At 75.8% G+C, this 14,745-nt stretch carries 11 protein-coding genes; 4 read left to right on the top strand and 7 right to left on the bottom strand.

Translation table 11 applies throughout. From position 1 onward, the window contains the following. Nucleotides 1-217: 217 nt before the first annotated feature. Nucleotides 218-931, bottom strand: a complete 714-nt coding sequence (locus tag LG396_RS21160; RefSeq protein ID WP_225795942.1) for an anthrone oxygenase family protein — start codon at nt 929-931, stop codon at nt 218-220. After that, nucleotides 928-1,767, bottom strand: coding sequence for a Rossmann-fold NAD(P)-binding domain-containing protein (locus LG396_RS21165; protein WP_225795943.1), 840 nt, complete (start codon nt 1,765-1,767; stop codon nt 928-930). Before LG396_RS21165 ends, LG396_RS21160 begins: the two co-directional genes overlap by 4 nt. 182 nt (nt 1,768-1,949) lie before the next feature. On the opposite strand from LG396_RS21165, the gene LG396_RS21170 reads away from it, so the two are divergent. Further along, nucleotides 1,950-2,864, top strand: a complete 915-nt coding sequence (locus LG396_RS21170; RefSeq protein ID WP_037751771.1) for a LysR family transcriptional regulator — start codon at nt 1,950-1,952, stop codon at nt 2,862-2,864. Between the two features lie 10 nt (nt 2,865-2,874). Here the strand turns inward: LG396_RS21170 and LG396_RS21175 are convergent, their stop codons facing one another. Continuing rightward, nucleotides 2,875-3,330 carry an ATP-binding protein gene (locus LG396_RS21175; RefSeq protein ID WP_037751774.1) on the bottom strand — a complete coding sequence of 152 codons (456 nt, stop codon included), beginning with the start codon at nt 3,328-3,330 and terminating at the stop codon, nt 2,875-2,877. A gap of 259 nt (nt 3,331-3,589) precedes the next feature. Between LG396_RS21175 and LG396_RS21180 the strand changes: the two genes are divergently transcribed. From LG396_RS21180 to LG396_RS21190, 3 genes are all read left to right on the top strand, one after another. After that, nucleotides 3,590-4,483, top strand: a complete 894-nt coding sequence (locus LG396_RS21180) for a Sco1979 family transcriptional regulator (RefSeq protein ID WP_100298874.1) — start codon at nt 3,590-3,592, stop codon at nt 4,481-4,483. Further along, entirely contained in the window at nt 4,480-4,773 is a 294-nt protein-coding gene (locus LG396_RS21185) for a DUF397 domain-containing protein (protein ID WP_225795944.1), read from the top strand. The genes LG396_RS21180 and LG396_RS21185 overlap by 4 nt, the downstream gene beginning before the upstream one ends. Nucleotides 4,774-4,861: 88 nt before the next feature. Beyond that, nucleotides 4,862-5,689: an SAM-dependent methyltransferase gene (locus LG396_RS21190; protein ID WP_225795945.1), complete on the top strand. Its 828-nt coding sequence runs from the start codon at nt 4,862-4,864 to the stop codon at nt 5,687-5,689. Between the two features lie 76 nt (nt 5,690-5,765). On the opposite strand, the gene LG396_RS21195 is transcribed toward LG396_RS21190, so the two are convergent. The 4 genes from LG396_RS21195 to LG396_RS21210 form a co-directional block, all read right to left on the bottom strand. Further along, complete coding sequence (locus LG396_RS21195) at nt 5,766-8,093, bottom strand: bifunctional serine/threonine-protein kinase/ABC transporter substrate-binding protein (RefSeq protein ID WP_225795946.1); 2,328 nt, start codon at nt 8,091-8,093, stop codon at nt 5,766-5,768. A 13-nt stretch (nt 8,094-8,106) separates the two neighbouring features. Further along, nucleotides 8,107-10,218, bottom strand: a complete 2,112-nt coding sequence (locus tag LG396_RS21200; protein WP_225795947.1) for a bifunctional serine/threonine-protein kinase/ABC transporter substrate-binding protein — start codon at nt 10,216-10,218, stop codon at nt 8,107-8,109. Next, a complete protein-coding gene (locus LG396_RS21205; protein WP_225795948.1) occupies nt 10,215-11,114 on the bottom strand; it encodes a hypothetical protein in 900 nt (299 codons plus the stop codon). Before LG396_RS21205 ends, LG396_RS21200 begins: the two co-directional genes overlap by 4 nt. Nucleotides 11,115-11,337: 223 nt before the next feature. After that, nucleotides 11,338-13,740, bottom strand: coding sequence for a LuxR C-terminal-related transcriptional regulator (locus LG396_RS21210; RefSeq protein ID WP_225795949.1), 2,403 nt, complete (start codon nt 13,738-13,740; stop codon nt 11,338-11,340). Nucleotides 13,741-14,745 lie beyond the last annotated feature (1,005 nt).

Below are 14,745 nucleotides of genomic sequence, written 5' to 3' on the forward strand. Positions count from 1 at the left end.
GAGCGCCGGATAATCGTCCCGCGCAAGCACATACGCCGTCCTGAGCTGCGGAACTTGCAGACCTGTCACGTCCTTGACCCGCTGCTCGTCGACTCCGGCGGCGGTTACCACCGCCTGGCTAGGCGGACACGACCCGGCACCGCCCGCACGCGGTGCATGCGGAACGGCGCCGCCCGCCGCCCCCGTTCCGGGGGCGGCGGGCCGCGGGGCCGTCACGTCAGCGGCGCGCGACCGGCGGGGACGTCGCGGGTGCCGCCCGGTACTCCCACCGCGGCCCCGGCTGCGCCTGCGGCGCTCCCTGGGGCGGCTGCGGCTGCCACCGCGGGCCCGGGCCCACGGGCGCCTGCGGCTGCTGCCACCCCGCCGCGCCCTGCGCCGCGCCCTGCGTGACCGGCGCCGGCCGCGAGCCCCGCGACGCGTCGGCGTCGTCGGCGAGCCGGTGCGCCCCGTACACGATCAGCGCGTACGCCGCCAGGCCGAACGCGACCGTGTGCAGCACCGCCCGTACGACGTTCCACGCCACCCACTTGTCCTCGAAGTCCGCCCGGACCGCGGCCAGGTCCTTGATCCGGTCCGGGTCGCCGGCCTGGTCGAGCTGGTCGTTGAGCGGGACGTTCCCGGCGACGGTGACGCCGAACGCGACGACGTACAGCACCAGCGCCGCGATCAGCCACGGCAGCGCCTCGCGGCCCTGGCCGCGCCAGGCCAGCACGACGGCCAGGCCCAGCAGCGGGATCGAGCCCATGAACGGGAGCATGAACACGGGGTTGATGATGGCTTTGTTGATGCCCTGCATCGCGTCGACGAGGGTGCGGTCCGAGGACCGGCCCAGGCCCGGCATGACCGCGTACGCGAAGGCCGCGAAGAGGCCGGCCATGAGTCCGGTGCCGAGGACGGAGGCGAGCAGGGCGCCTGTCTGCAGGTGTTTCATGAGGCGTCCTTGGGGTTCCACACGCCCGTGGCGGCGGTGTCGCGGGCGTAGTCGGCGAAGTCGCGGGCGGGGCGGCCGAGGATCTGCCGGACGCCGTCGTCGACGTACTCGTTGCGGCCGTCGAGGACGCTCGTGAAGAGGTACGTCAGCAGGTCGGTGACCCCCTGCGGGACCCCTTCCGCCGCCAGTCCCGCCGTGAAGCCGGCCAGCGGGACCGGGACGTAACGCACCTCACGCCCGGCCGCCGCGGCGATCGCGGCGACGGCCTCGGCGAAGGTGAGCAGCCGGGGGCCGGTCAGCTCGTAGGTGCGGCCCACGTGCCCGTCCTCCGTGAGGACGGCCGCCGCGGCCTCGGCGAGGTCCCCGGCGTCCACGAAGGGCTCGCGGACGTCGCGGGCGGGCAGCGCCACCTCGCCGCCCAGGACCGGGTCGAGCAGGTAGCTCTCGCTGAAGTTCTGCGCGAACCACGCGGCCCGCAGCACGGTCAGGTCCGCGCCCGTCGCCGCCACCGCCTTCTCCGTCGCCACGGCCTCCTCCTCGCCGCGCCCCGACAGCAGCACCAGGCGCCGCGCGCCCTTCGCCACCGCAAGCTCGGCGAACGCGCCGACGGTCTCCGGCGCACCGGGGACGGCGAGGTCCGGGTAGTACGAGATGTAGACCGACCGGACGCCGTCGAGTGCGGGCCCCCAGGTCGCGCGGTCCTCCCAGTCGAACGGGACGCCGCCGGAGCGCGAGCCGATGCGGACCGGCAGGTCGCGGCCGGTCAGCAGCTGGACGAGCCGGCTGCCGGTCTTCCCGGTGCCGCCCAGTACGAGGGTCAGGTCGTGGCGGTTCATGGAGTCCTCCCCGGATGCGGTAAGCGGTGGCGGCGGTTCGTTTTCCGCCACACCACGACCCTCCGCCGAAAAGGAATCGACAACAACGAGCAACCGGGCAAGTATCGTTTACCGGGGGTTAACGATCCCCGTATCACCCCTCTGACCAGGGGTGACAGTGACCGCAGCCGGAAGGGGGCGCCGTGGAGCGGCGCGAGATCGAGACGTTCCTCGCCCTGGCCGAGGAGCTGCATTTCGGCCGCACCGCCGAGCGGCTGCACGTGTCGGTCGCGATGGTGAGCAAGTCGGTGAAGAAGCTGGAGCGCGCCGTCGGGGCACCGCTGTTCGACCGGTCCAGCCGGCGGGTGGCGCTGACGCCCATCGGCAGCCGCCTCTACGAGGACGTGCAGCCCGCCTACCGGCAGCTCCTCGACGGCTTCGCGCGCGCCGTGGCCGCGGGGCGCGGCGTGGAGGGGGTGCTGCGGGTCGGGTTCCTGGGCACGGCCGTCGCGCGGTTCGTGCTGGAGGTCTCCGAGGAGTTCCGCATCCGGCACCCCGACTGCCGGGTGGAGCTGATTGAGACGAGCTACGCCGACGTGGCCGGGCTGCTCGGCGGCGACGCCGTGGACGTCCTGCTGCTCGCGATCCCGGACTTCGCCCCGGACCTGTCCTCGGGCCCGGTGCTGTTCAGCGAGCCCGCGGTGCTGGCCGTCTCCGCCCGGCACCCCTTCGCGCGCCGCGACGCGGTCTCGCTGGAGGACCTGGCGCGCGACAAGGTGCTGCGCCCCCGCGGGCTCACCGACGAACTCGACGCGCTCACCGTCCCGGTGGCGACCCCCGCGGGCCGGCCCATCGAGCGCGGCGACGGCTTCTCGACGATCCAGGAGATGCTCGCGCTCATCGGCGCCGGCCGCGGCGTCTTCCCCGTGCCCAAGCACGCGAGCCTGTACGACGCGCGCCCCGACGTCGTGTACGTGCCGATGACCGACGGGCTGCCGTACGAGTGGCGGCTGATCTGGCGCACCGCCGGGGAGACCAACCGCATCCGCGCCTTCGCCGCGGCGGCCCGCGACTTCGTCGCGGTGAACGGGAACCCGCTGCTGCCGGCGGAGGAGTAGCGGCGGGGGGTCAACCCCGCGCGGGCGGCCGCGGCACCCCGATCGTCGCCCACACCGCGAACCCCGGCCCCGACGGCTCCGCCCCCCACGCCTCGCTCAGCGCCGCCACCAGCCCCAGCCCGCGCCCGCACTCGTCCTCCGGCCCGGCGACCGTGCGGATCGGGACCGCGTACGACCCGCCCTGGTCCCGTACCTCCAGCCGCACGCCCGGCGCGCGCAACGCCAGCCGGCAGACGATCCTGCCGCCGCTCGCGTGCAGCACGGCGTTGGTCACCAGCTCGGAGATCACCAACTGCGCCGTGGCGCACACGTCGTCGCATAACCGCCAGCGGCCGAGCAGCCGCCTGACGTGCGCGCGCGCCTCGGCCGCCGCGGCGGCCCGCGCCACGAGTTCGAAGCTCTCGCCGTGCGCCGCGGCGTCGAAGTCCGCCGTGGTGCCGAGCGCGCTGTGGGATGAGGGGGCCATGGGCCGGGTGCCTTCCGTACGTCCGTCGAGGGGGGTCACGGCACCGACCGCCCCGGAGCTTCGCAGGTGGGAAGGCGGCTGCCGTGTGAACGGCGTCACAGGCCAACTATGCGTGCGCCGGTCACGGATCGCAAGCGTCGTTTTGCAGTCTGCACATTCGGGAATGCATAGCGCTGCGAGCGATCCCACGGGCGTGGCACACTGCGCACCGGCAAACTCAACGAACGACGCCCCGAGTTGCCCCGGGAGGTGCGAACCCATGGCGCGAGCAGGCGCCGAGGCGGGCACGGCGGCCATATCCGGCCAGTCGGCCCCCACGGCCGGCCAGATCGTGCTGGGCCGCCGCCTGCAGAACCTGCGCGAGAGCGCCGGGTTCACGCCCGAACAGGCCGCCAGGGCGCTGCGTGTCAACGCGACCAGCGTCCGGCGCATGGAGAAGGCCGAAGTCGGCCTCAAGTACGCCTCCGTGGAGAAGCTGCTGCGCACCTACGGGCTGCCGGAGCCGGACATCGAGTCCTTCCTCGCCCTCGCCGAGGAGGCCAACAAGCCCGGGTGGTGGCACCGGTTCCGCGACGTGCTGCCGGAGCAGTTCGGCCTGTACGTGAGCCTGGAGTCGGCCGCCAGCCTCGTCCGCGCGTACGAACCCCACTGCGTGCCCGGGCTGCTGCAGACCGAGGACTACGCCTGCGCCCTGATGGCCGCGGGCACCCTGCCGCTCGCCCCCGAGGAGCGCGAGCGCCGCGTCACCCTGCGCATGCAGCGACAACAACTGCTCATACGCGAGCCGAAGCCGCTGCGGCTGTGGGCCATCGTCGACGAGGGGGCCCTGCGCCGCACCGTGGGCGGACCGCGGACGATGCGCGCGCAGCTCGACCGGCTGGTGGAGGCCGCCCGGATGCCGAACGTCACCCTCCAGGTGCTCCCGTTCGACACCGGTCCGCACCCGGCCATGTACGGGCCGCTGCACCTGCTGCGCTTCCCGGCCCCGGAGCTGGGCGACTTCGGCTACAGCGAGAGCCTGACCGGCCCCGCCTACGTGGAGGACACCGCGCTGGTCTCCCAGTGCCTGGAGGCCCTCAACCGGATATCCACCCAGGCGCCGCCGGCACATCGGACCGAGGACATCATCACCAACATCCGGAAGGAAGTATGAAGATGACGCACACGCACGGTGCGAACGACGCCCAGCACACCGGCGCGGCGGCCGGAGGGCAGGTGTACAACGGCATGCCCGCGCGCGAGCTGGGCCCGGACGGCTGGGACAAGCCGTGGAGCGGCCCCAACGGCGACGCCTGCGTCGAGGCGAAACGACTCGCCGACGGCCGCGTGGCGCTGCGCCAGTCCACCGCCGACGACGGCCCGGCGCTGATCTACACCGCCGAGGAGATGCGGGCGTTCATCGCGGGCATCAAGAACGGGGACGCGGACTTCCTGCTCTCCTGAGCGGGTCCCCGGCCGCCGCCCCCACGCGCGTCCCGTACGCCGCCGCCCCCACCGCCGGGCGCCGGCACGACCGAAACGGACTGACCAGGTGACCGACGAGACCCCCGCCACCCCCCACGTCGACCAGACCCGGGCACACCCCGCCCGCATCTACGACTACATCCTGGGCGGGCACGACAACTACGAGGTGGACCACACCGCCGCGCGGCAGGTGCTCTCCGTCTGGCCCCAGGCCCGTACCGCCGCCCGCGTCAACCGCGCGTTCATGCGGCGCGCGACGCACTGGCTGGCCGCCGAGGCAGGTATCGACCAGTTCCTCGACATCGGCACCGGCATACCCACGGAACCGAACCTCCACCAGGTCGCGCAGGACGCCAACCCGGCCGCGCGGGTCGTCTACACCGACAACGACCCGCTCGTGCTGCGCTACGCCGAAGCCCTCATGACGAGCACGCCGCAGGGCCGCACCTCCTACCTGCACGCGGACGTCACCGCGCCGCACACGATCCTGGAGGCCGCCGAGTTACGGGGCACCCTGGACCTCGACCGGCCGATCGCGCTCTCCTGCAACGCGCTCTTCCACTTCATCCCGGACCGCGACACCCCCCACGAGATCATGGAGACGCTGCTCAAGCCGCTGGCCCCGGGCAGCTTCCTGGCCCTGTCCCACGGCACGGCCGACTTCGACCCCGAACACATCGGGTACGTACAGGAGATCTACCACGGGCAGGGCATCCCGCTGACCACCCGCGCGAAGGGGTCGATAGAGCCTTTCTTCGCGGGACTGGAGCTGGTCACTCCCGGCCTGGTCGCGCCGCACCGCTGGAAGCCGGACGGGGACCCGCTGACCGACGCCGAGGCGGCGGCGCTGGACGCGGAGGTGTCCCAGTACGCGGCGGTGGGCCGGAAGCCGTAGGACCCCGGAAGACGGAGGGCCCCGGGGGCGGCGGGGGTCGCCGGGGGCGGCGGACGCCGCGGGTGCGGCGGGCGTTTCAGGCCCGCCGCACCTCGTCGTACGGGCCGAGGAAGGCGAACGCGCCGTCGCGGGCCCGGTAGAGGAAGAGGGATCCGGGCAGCTCCAGTCGGTGCGTGGCGTCCTGTGCGAAGCGCAGGTCCTTGGCCACGCCGCGGTACGCCTCCCGGACCAGCTCCTCCGCGAGGGCCCCGCGGTCGGCGGTGCCGCCGCCCGCGGTCTTCGCCAGCCGGGCGATCGCCGCCGCGACCAGACCCACCGCGTCGTACGCCTCGGGCGCCCAGCGCGGCGGCGGCGCGTCGTACGCGGCCCGGTAGGCGGCGGCGAAGTCCGGCGCCGCGGCGGGGTCGGTGAACGGGGCGGCGCACAGCCAGCCTTCGGCCGCGGTGGCACCGGCCGCCGCGAGGAAAGCGGGCCCCAGCGTCTGCCAGGTGCCTCCGCGGACACCGGTGAAGTCCGCGGCGGTCAGGGCGCGGGCGCACCGGGCGGCGCGGTCCGGGGACCCGCCGGCGTAGAGGACCGCCCCGGCGCGCTCGCCGAGCGCGGAGCCGACGGCGGCGTCGATGCCGCGCTTCGTGTCGTGGACGGTGACGGTGCCGCCGCCCGGCGGGTTGTCGGCCAGGGCCCGGGCGAACTGCCAGGCCGCGTCGCCCTCGTCGCGGACGACGGCGGTGCGCACCACGGGGCGGACGTCGGTCAGGTAGCGGAGGAACGCCGCGGGCAGCAGCTCCTCGGGGGCCCGGGTGACGGCGAGCGTGTCCGCGTCGGGCCGCGGGACGCCGGTGCCGTCGACGCCGACGAGCACGGCGCCGAGCCGGGCGGTGCGGTAGACGCCCGCGGCGGCGCGGGCACCGGCGGCGGTGGTGGGCCCGAGGACGGCCCGTACGGCGGCGTCGTCCACGAACCGCCGGGCGACGCGCAGGGCGCCGTCCCGGGTGCCGCCGTCGTCGGCGACGTCCAGGGCGAGGCGGAAGCCGGTGTTCTCGCGGGCGTTGTGCCGGTCGACGGCCAGCCGCGCGGCGCGCTCGTGGGCGCGGCCGGTGTCCTTGCCGGGGCCGCTGAGGTCGGCGTGCAGCCCGAGGGTGCGTACCGGCTCCGCCGCGTCCGAGGTGCCGCCGCGGCCGAGCCCGTACGCGAGGAGCCCGGCCCCGGCGATACCCGCGACCGCGGACCCGGCGGCCAGGAACCGCCGCCGGCTGGTGGCCCCGGGCGGCGGGCCCCCGTCGGCGGGGGTGCCGCGGACGGGGGCGGGGATGTCGAGCGCCCGCGCGGACCGCTCGGCCACCACCCGGACCACGGCCCCGGGCAGCCAACCGGCGGGATCCACCACGGTGTCGGCGGGGTATCCCGCGTCCCGCCCGGCGGCTCCAGGCCCCCCGCCCGCCTCCGGACCGGCCGGCCCGGGCGGCTCCTCGCCCTGGTCCGGCACCGGGTGCCCCGCCCCGGGGCGGTCTCCGGGTCCGCGCCCGGCGCTCGCGCCGCCCTCGGCGGCCGCAGGCTCGCTGTCCGCCGCACCGTGGGCACCGCCCCCCTCCCGGGCCTCCGTGCTCAGGGCCGCCGCCAGATCCTCCGCCGTCGGGCGCTCCTCCGGCGGCTTGCGCAGGCACCGCTCCACCCACCCCCGCAGCGCCCCCTCCGGTACCCCGGACAGGTCCGGGGCCTCGTGGACCGTGCGGTAGACCACCGCCGCCGGGTTGCCCGTGCCGAAGGGGCGCCGCGCCGAGGCCGCGTAGGCCAGGACGCAGCCGAGGGCGAAGACGTCCGCGGCCGGGCCCACGTCGTCCGAGCCGGTGCGCGCCTGTTCCGGCGCGAGGTAGCCCGGGGTGCCGATCACCGCGCCGCTGCCGGTCAGCGCCGTGGCCCCGGGCGCGCGGGCGATGCCGAAGTCGATGAGCCGGGGGCCGTCGAGCGCCAGCAGGACGTTGCCGGGTTTGACGTCCCGGTGCACGAGCCCGGCGCCGTGGACGTCCGCGAGGGTCCCGGCCAGGTACGCGCCGAGCAGCAGGACCGAGCGCTGCGGCCACGGCCCGTACCCGTCCACCGTCTCCGTCAGCGTCGGACCCGGCACGAACTCCGTGGCCAGCCACGGCTCCCGGGCCTCGGCGTCCGCGGCGACGACCGGCACCAGCCAGCGGCCCCGCAGCCGGCCCGCAGCCGTCACCTCGCGGCGGAAGCGGGCGCGGAAGCCGGGGTCGGCGGCGTGCTCCGCGCGGATCACCTTCAGCGCGACCAGCGTGCCGCCCGCCGTCCTGGCCAGGTAGACGACGCCCATGCCGCCGGCGCCGAGCCGGGCCAGCAGCCGGTGGCCGCCGACGGTCCCGGGGTCGTCGGCGGTCAGCGCGCGCACGGCCGGGGTCCCCTCACGCGCCCACGTCGGCGGGGCCGGCGTAGGCGAAGCGGCCGTGCCGGACGCGGTAGTGGAACGCCTCGACGCCCTGGAGGTAGCCGTCCTGGAACGCGTACTCCCTGACCATCCCGCGGTACGTGCTCCCGGTCAGCAGCTCGAAGAGCCTCCCCCGCTCGGGCCGGCGCCCGCCCAGGACCGCCTCGGTGAGCCGGTCGAGCACCATGCCCGCCACGTCGTACGCCTCGGCGGCCCAGCGCCCGGGGGCGTGCCCGTAGCGCTTGCGGAAGGCCGCCGCGAACCCGGCGACCCGCTCCGCCTCCGGGTCGATGTACGGCGCGAAGACCTCCCAGCCCTCCGCCGCCGGGCCCGCCCGCGCCGTGAACTCCGGCCCCGCGGCGGGGTAGCCGAGGATCCGTACGCCCGTGAAGTCCCGCGCGAGCAGCTTGTGCGCGAGGTCCGCGGCGCGCCGCGGGGAGCCCGCGTAGTAGACGGCGTCGGGCCGCCGGTCCAGCACGTCCGCGAGGACCGCGGCGGGCGAGTCCGCGCTCCGCGGCACCACCCGCGGGTGCACCTCCAGTTCGACCAGGCCCAGCGTCTTGTACGCGAGATGGCCCTCCTCCCACGCGAACTCGCCCGCGGCCCGGTCGATCACCATGCCCACCCGGCGCACGCCCTCGGCCTGGAGGAACAGCGCGGCGGGCAGGCTGGTGGTGCCGTACGTCGGCACGGTCTGCAGGAGCGAGCGGCGGGAGGCGGTGCCGTACGCGCCCTGCGCCGAGGAGACCGTGAGCTGCGGGACGCGCCGCGCGTCGTACGCGCCGAGGGCCGCGCCGGTGGTCTTGTCGCCGGTGGAGCCGACGACGGCCAGCAGGTCGCGGTCGGCGGCGAGCCGGCGCGCGGCGCGCTCGGCCTCGGCGGGGTCGCCGCGGTCGTCGGCAACGGCGACGGCCAGCTCGAAGGGCCGGCGTTCGCGGGCGTTGAACTGCTCGACGGCCAGCCGCACTCCGCGCTCCTGCGCCCGCCCGGCGGCCCGCTGCGGCCCGCTCAGGTCGGCCTGGACGCCGAGGGTCCAGCGCCGCGCGGCGGAGCCGGAACCCCCTTCGTCCCGCAGGCCTGCCCACAGCGCCGCGCCCCCGCCCGCCGCGACCAGCGCGGCGCCGCCGGCGCCGAGGGCGAGGAAGCGGCGGCGGCCGGCCGCGGGCGCCGCTTCGGCCGCCCCGGCCACCGTGGCTTCGGCGTCCGGCAGCGCCAGCATCGCGGCGGAGCGGTCGGCGATCAGCCGTACGACGTCGTCGGGCAGCCACTCCGCGGTGCCCTCGGGCGCGTCCTCGACCAGCACCGCGTCGAGCCCGGTGGCGGTGGGGCGGTCGGCGGGGTCCTTGGCCAGGCAGCGGGCCACCACGTCCCGTACGCCGTCGGGGGCACCGGACAGGTCGGGCTCGTCGTGCACCGTGCGGTACAGCAGCGCGTCCACGGCGCCGGTGCCGAACGGCGGGCGTCCGGTGGCCGCGTACGCCAGCACGCAGCCCAGCGCGAACACGTCCGCCGCCGGGCCGGTCTCCCGCCCCTGCGCCTGCTCGGGCGCGAGGAACCCGGGGGTGCCGACGACGGCGTCGGGCGAGGTGAGCGCGGTCTCCTCCGGGGAGCGTGCGATGCCGAAGTCGATGAGCCGCGGGCCGTCCACGGCGAGCAGCACGTTCCCGGGCTTGACGTCGCGGTGGACGAGCCCGGCCGCGTGCACCGCGGCGAGCGCCCGCGCGAGGATCTTGCCGAGTATCCGTGTGCCGCGCTCCGGCAGCGGGCCGCAGCGCGCCACGGCCTCGGCGAGCGCGGGGCCCGGCACGAACGCCGTGGCCAGCCACGGGGCTTCGGCCTCCGGGTCGGCGCCGGTGACGGGCACCACCCACGGGCTGCGGACCCGCCGGGCGGCGGCGGCCTCGCGGCGGAACCGGGCGCGGAAGTCGGGCTCCGCGGCGTACTCCGGGCGGATCACCTTGACGGCCGCCAGCTCGCCGGTGTCCGCGCGGCCGAGGTAGACGACGCCCATGCCGCCGGTGCCGAGCCGGGCGAGGAGGCGGTGGCCGCCGATCCGTGCCGGATCCGCGGGCGTGAGCTGCTCGGTCACCGGCCGTTCCCCTCCGTGCTGTTCTCCTCCGTGCCGTTGCCTGCCGCGCCGTTGCCCGGCGCGCCCTCGTCCCCCGAAGGCCCGGCATCCTGCCCGCTCTTGCCGCCGGTCCCGTCGCGCCCGAGCGCGTCCGCCACCCGCCGGAGCATCCGCACGCCCGCATCCCGCCCGAGGTCCTGGGCCTCCGCCGCGTCGTACCCGCGGCCCGCGCGGACCGAGACCGAGACGGTGACCTGGCCGAGCCGCATCTGCATCCAGGCGTACGGGGCCGGCGCCGTGCCCGCGCCGCGGTGGTCGCCGCTCTCGCGCAGCACGTCGTCGGCGTAGCGGTTCTCGGAGTCGCCGTAGTAGGAGGCGGAGGAGATCAGGTCGGTGAGCCGTTCGCCGCCGCCGAGCTGCTGCTCGGGGCAGCGGAGCATCTCCTCCAGCATCCCGGCGTTCTCCCAGTCGGCCTGCGCCGCGGTGCGGTGCACGGTCACCACGGCGACGAGCCGGGCGGTGCCCTTCCCGGCCGCGGGCGGGACCTCGAAGTGCCGTGAGAGCGTGGCGAGTACGTCGCCGGGCAGCGGCTCCTGCCGCCAGACGCAGTCGTCGCCGAGGACCGAGAAGAGGCCGGGGTCGCTCTCGTACGGCGTGGCCGCGACCGCCTCGGGGCCGAAGAGCCCGGGGTCGGCGATGACGTCGTCGATCAGCGTCCGGGCGGCGGCGGGGTCCCGCGGCGCCTTCGCCGGGTCGGCGTCGAGCGCGGAGGTCGGCGCCGGGCTCTGCCCGCTCTGCGCACCGGGGGCGCGCGGCGGGCCGCCTTCCGGCCCTCCACCGCCGCCCGTGCAGCCCGCGGTGGCCAGCACGGCGGCGAGCAGCACGGATCCGGCGTATCCCGCGGGCCCTCGTCGCACGAGCCTCCCCCACCCCTGACGTGACGCAGCTCTGCCCGTCCCCCGGTAGCGGATCGTACGGGGCCGGTGCACACGGTGTCAGCACGGATGTGTACGGATCACGTAACACCCCGTGCACGGCGGGCGTTCGGCGAGAAGCGGGGAAGGGCGGCGGGCGGCGGGCCGGAGCGGGCCGGGGCGGGCGGAAGGCGGGGTGCGGGCCCGCCTTCCGCCGCCCGCCGGCTCAGCCGGTGGCGAGCCGGCGGGTCACCTGGACGCGGGACTGGCAGCCGAGCTTGCGCATCACCTTGCGCAGGTGGTTCACGACCGTCCACTCGGCGATGCCGAGCCGGCGGGCGATGACGCGGTTCGTCAGCCCCTCCGAGACGAGCAGCGCGACCTCCAGCTCCCGCTTGGTGAGGATGTCGGCCACGTCGGTGGGCACCTCGGCCCCGGCGACCGGCCGCGCGTCCTCAGCGGGCATCAGCCGCAGCGCGGCCTCCCAGGTCAGTTCGGCGCCGGAGCGCCACGCCCACATGTAGTCGTCGGCGCTCAGCTCCTGGCTGGCGGTGGCGAGGATCGCCGTGGTCAGCTCGGTCAGCGGCCGGGGGCGGGCCAGGCCGAGGCGCCGGCGCAGCCGGTTGGCCAGTCCCAGCGTCGCCGTGAGCAGCCGCCAGTCGGTGATGCGGCGCCACTTGTACAGCGTGATCGCCAGCATCTCCAGGCACTCGGGCCGCTCCACCGCGTCCGGCAGCCCGCCGAGCTGCTCCGCGGCGTCCGCGAACAGGGTGCGGGCCTCGGCCGAGTCCTGTTCCAGCAGCCGGACGGAGGCCAGCACGTAGCGGGCGGCCACCGCGGCGCCGAAGTCCTCGCGGCCCAGCTCCGCCGCCAGGGCGGTACGGGCCAGTTCGTCGGCGCGGGTGAGGTTGCCCGCCTCGCGGAGCACCACGGCGAGCCGGCGGGTGAGGTAGCGGCCGGAGCCGGCCGCGGTGTCGCCCGCGGCCCCGGCGCGACTGGGCGAGGCGATGACGGCCAGCCCCTCCTCGAACCGGCGGCGGGCGCGCTCCAGGTCCCCGCCGGCGTACGCCTCGTCGCCGAGCAGCCCGAGGCAGCGCACCACCCCGGCGTCGTCGTGCACGGCCCGGTAGGCGTCGCGGGCCTGGGCGAGGTAGCCGCGGGCGGCGCCGGAGCCGAGCCGCATCGCGAGCCCGCCGGCGGCCTCCAGGGTGCGGGCGTGCTGCCGCGCGTCCTCGACGCCGGCCCGCAGCGCCTCCTCGGCCAGCCGCAGGCACTGCCGCATCTGGGCCGTGCCGGTGGACTGCTCGCGCAGCGCGCCGGCGAGCACCGCCATGGACGGGCCGTCGCCGGCCTCCCGCCAGTAGCCGAACGCCGCGAGCAGGTCCGCCCGGGTCTCCGGGCCGGTCGCGGGGCGCGGTCCGGGGGCCGGGGCGCCGGGCTCCGGCAGGGGCGCGGGGCGCGGGGCGGCGAGCGCGCGGAAGTACTCGCCGTGGGCCTTGCGCAGCGTCTCGTGCACGGGCAGCAGGGCGAGGGAGCGGGCGGCGGCGTGCCGCAGGGGGCCGGGGATGCTCAGGCTCAGCTCGCCGTCGGGCCGCTCGTCGGGGACGATCGCGCTCGCGTCGATGAGCCGTTCCATGGTCCGGTAGCCGGCGGCGTCGAAGCCGGCGAGCACGCCGGCCGCGGCACGGGTGGTGAACGGGCCCTCGAAGACGGCCAGCTGGTTCAGCAGCAGCCGCTCGTCGGCGGGCAGCCGGGCGAACACCCACGAGACCATGCCGGAGATGCTGGAGTGCCGCGAGTACGGGTGCAGGTCGATGCGCCGCAGATCGCCGGCGCCGCGCTCGAAGCGCTCCAGGATCAGGTCGGGCTCCGCCAGCTTGACCTGCTCGGCCGCCAGCTCGATGGCGAACGGCAGCCCGCCGGCGAGCCGGCAGAGAGCCAGCACGTACCGGACGTTCTCCGCCGTCAGCTTGAACTCTGGCCGTACCGCCCGCGCGCTCTGTACGAACAGCTCCACGGCCGGAATCCGTGCGACGGCCGCGAGATCGGCCTCGACGCCGTGCCCGGTCGGGAGCGGCCGGAGCCGTACGACCCGCTCGCCGTACAGCCCGAGGCGGGCGGTGCCGACCGTGACGATCCGCACCTCCGGGTAGCTCCGCCGGAACTCCGTGAGCAGTGGCGCCAGTTCATCCGCAACGTCCTCGTAGTGGTCGAACAGCAAGGTGTGCGGCCCCGGTCCGAGGCGCTCCAGGGCCGAGCAGACGGCGGCGGGATCCTCGTACAACTGCTCCTTGAGCCGGCGCAGCATCAGCGCGCCGACGGCGGGGTCCGTGATCCGGCCGAAGTCGAACACCTCGACGGTGCCGCCGGGTCCTGGCCCGAAGCGGCGGAAGTACTCCATGACGAGCCGGCTCTTGCCCACCCCGGCCGGGCCCGTGACGGTCACCAGACCGGCGTCGGGCGCGGACAGCACGGTGGCCAGCCGGTCGAGGTCGCGGGTGCGGCCGATCAGCGAGGTGGGCGTGGCCCCGATGTACCCGGCAGGACTGGTCGTCCCGCCGGTTAAGAGGCCCTCCGGGCCCCACATCTCTTCCAGTTCCTTGGCCGCGACTACGGCGTCGGCATTCATGGCGTCGCTTCACAGGAGGTGCCGGAGGCGACCGCCGCTCGCGTCATCGTCGCGACGACCGCCTGACTGCCATCAGGGCTCACTGCATTCCCTCCGCCGAAACCTGTCCCGCTCCCCCGTGCCACGGCCGGCTCGCCCCTTTACCTGGCGAAGATCACTGTGGCGGACGGGTGCGCGGGCTGGAACGTCATCTGCTCGCCGCCGCGTCGTGCGGGCGGCGCCGGGCTGACCGGTACGCCGCTTCCCACTCGGCGGCCCTTCTGCCGGCGGGTGCGGCGGATGCCGCCCCCGCTCTCGCGTGGACCAGGGGAATGCTGTTCATCGTGCCCTCTCCGTGGTGCCGGAGACCGGTCGTCCGCGGCTGAGCAGCGTGGTCCGGCTGACGTGTCAGCGGTCCCGGAGCCGGCGTACGGCCCCGGGGTCCACGGTCGGGCCACTGGAGAAAAATCTCCCAGACCTTCTCGAAGTACCGCTCGCGATCCGGTGGAGGCGGACTCCGGGGGAGCATCCGCGACGCGCCGCCCGGAGGTCGGAGGGCCGGGGCGGGCGTCGGGCCCTCGTCGTTCGCCGGCCCGGCTGCCCACCGACATCTCGGCGGTGATGCCGGGGCCGAAGCCGGCGATCTTCCCGGCCGCACCGGGCCGGAGGCCGCGCACGTGCGCCTGCGCGGCGGATTCCAGGGCCTCTCCCACGGTGACGGCCGATCCGCTCACCGCCGTCTTGCAAGGAGTCGACATGCCTGGTATCCACCTTCTGTAGGTAGAAGTTCCGCCGGAGTTCGCCGTCGCGCCCCCTCGGCGCCACCGCGGATCCGGCCGTGCGCACCGCCTCTGAAGGCACGGTGTGCAAGCGGTATCTTTGCCGGTTTCGCTTGGGTTCGGCTTGGTGTCGACTTGGCAACCTGTTTACCAACACCGCCGATCATGCGGGGGTGCAGGTCACACCCGTAAGGCGCCCCCGCGGCACGGGCGGTGGCCACGCGCCGTACCGGGTGGAAGGCCACCG

It is taken from the genome of Streptomyces aculeolatus (assembly GCF_020400605.1).
In the GTDB taxonomy this organism is placed as follows: Bacteria; Actinomycetota; Actinomycetes; order Streptomycetales; family Streptomycetaceae; genus Streptomyces; species Streptomyces aculeolatus.

Excerpts from the sequence above, each read along its gene's own strand:
- LG396_RS21160 (WP_225795942.1), bottom strand. The coding sequence starts at position 931 with ATGAAACACCTGCAGACAGGCGCCCTGCTCGCCTCCGTCCTCGGCACC.
- LG396_RS21175 (WP_037751774.1), bottom strand. The coding sequence starts at position 3,330 with ATGGCCCCCTCATCCCACAGCGCGCTCGGCACCACGGCGGACTTCGAC.
- LG396_RS21210 (WP_225795949.1), bottom strand. The coding sequence starts at position 13,740 with ATGAATGCCGACGCCGTAGTCGCGGCCAAGGAACTGGAAGAGATGTGG.
- LG396_RS21180 (WP_100298874.1), top strand. The coding sequence starts at position 3,590 with ATGGCGCGAGCAGGCGCCGAGGCGGGCACGGCGGCCATATCCGGCCAG.
- LG396_RS21185 (WP_225795944.1), top strand. The coding sequence starts at position 4,480 with ATGAAGATGACGCACACGCACGGTGCGAACGACGCCCAGCACACCGGC.
- LG396_RS21165 (WP_225795943.1), bottom strand. The coding sequence starts at position 1,767 with ATGAACCGCCACGACCTGACCCTCGTACTGGGCGGCACCGGGAAGACC.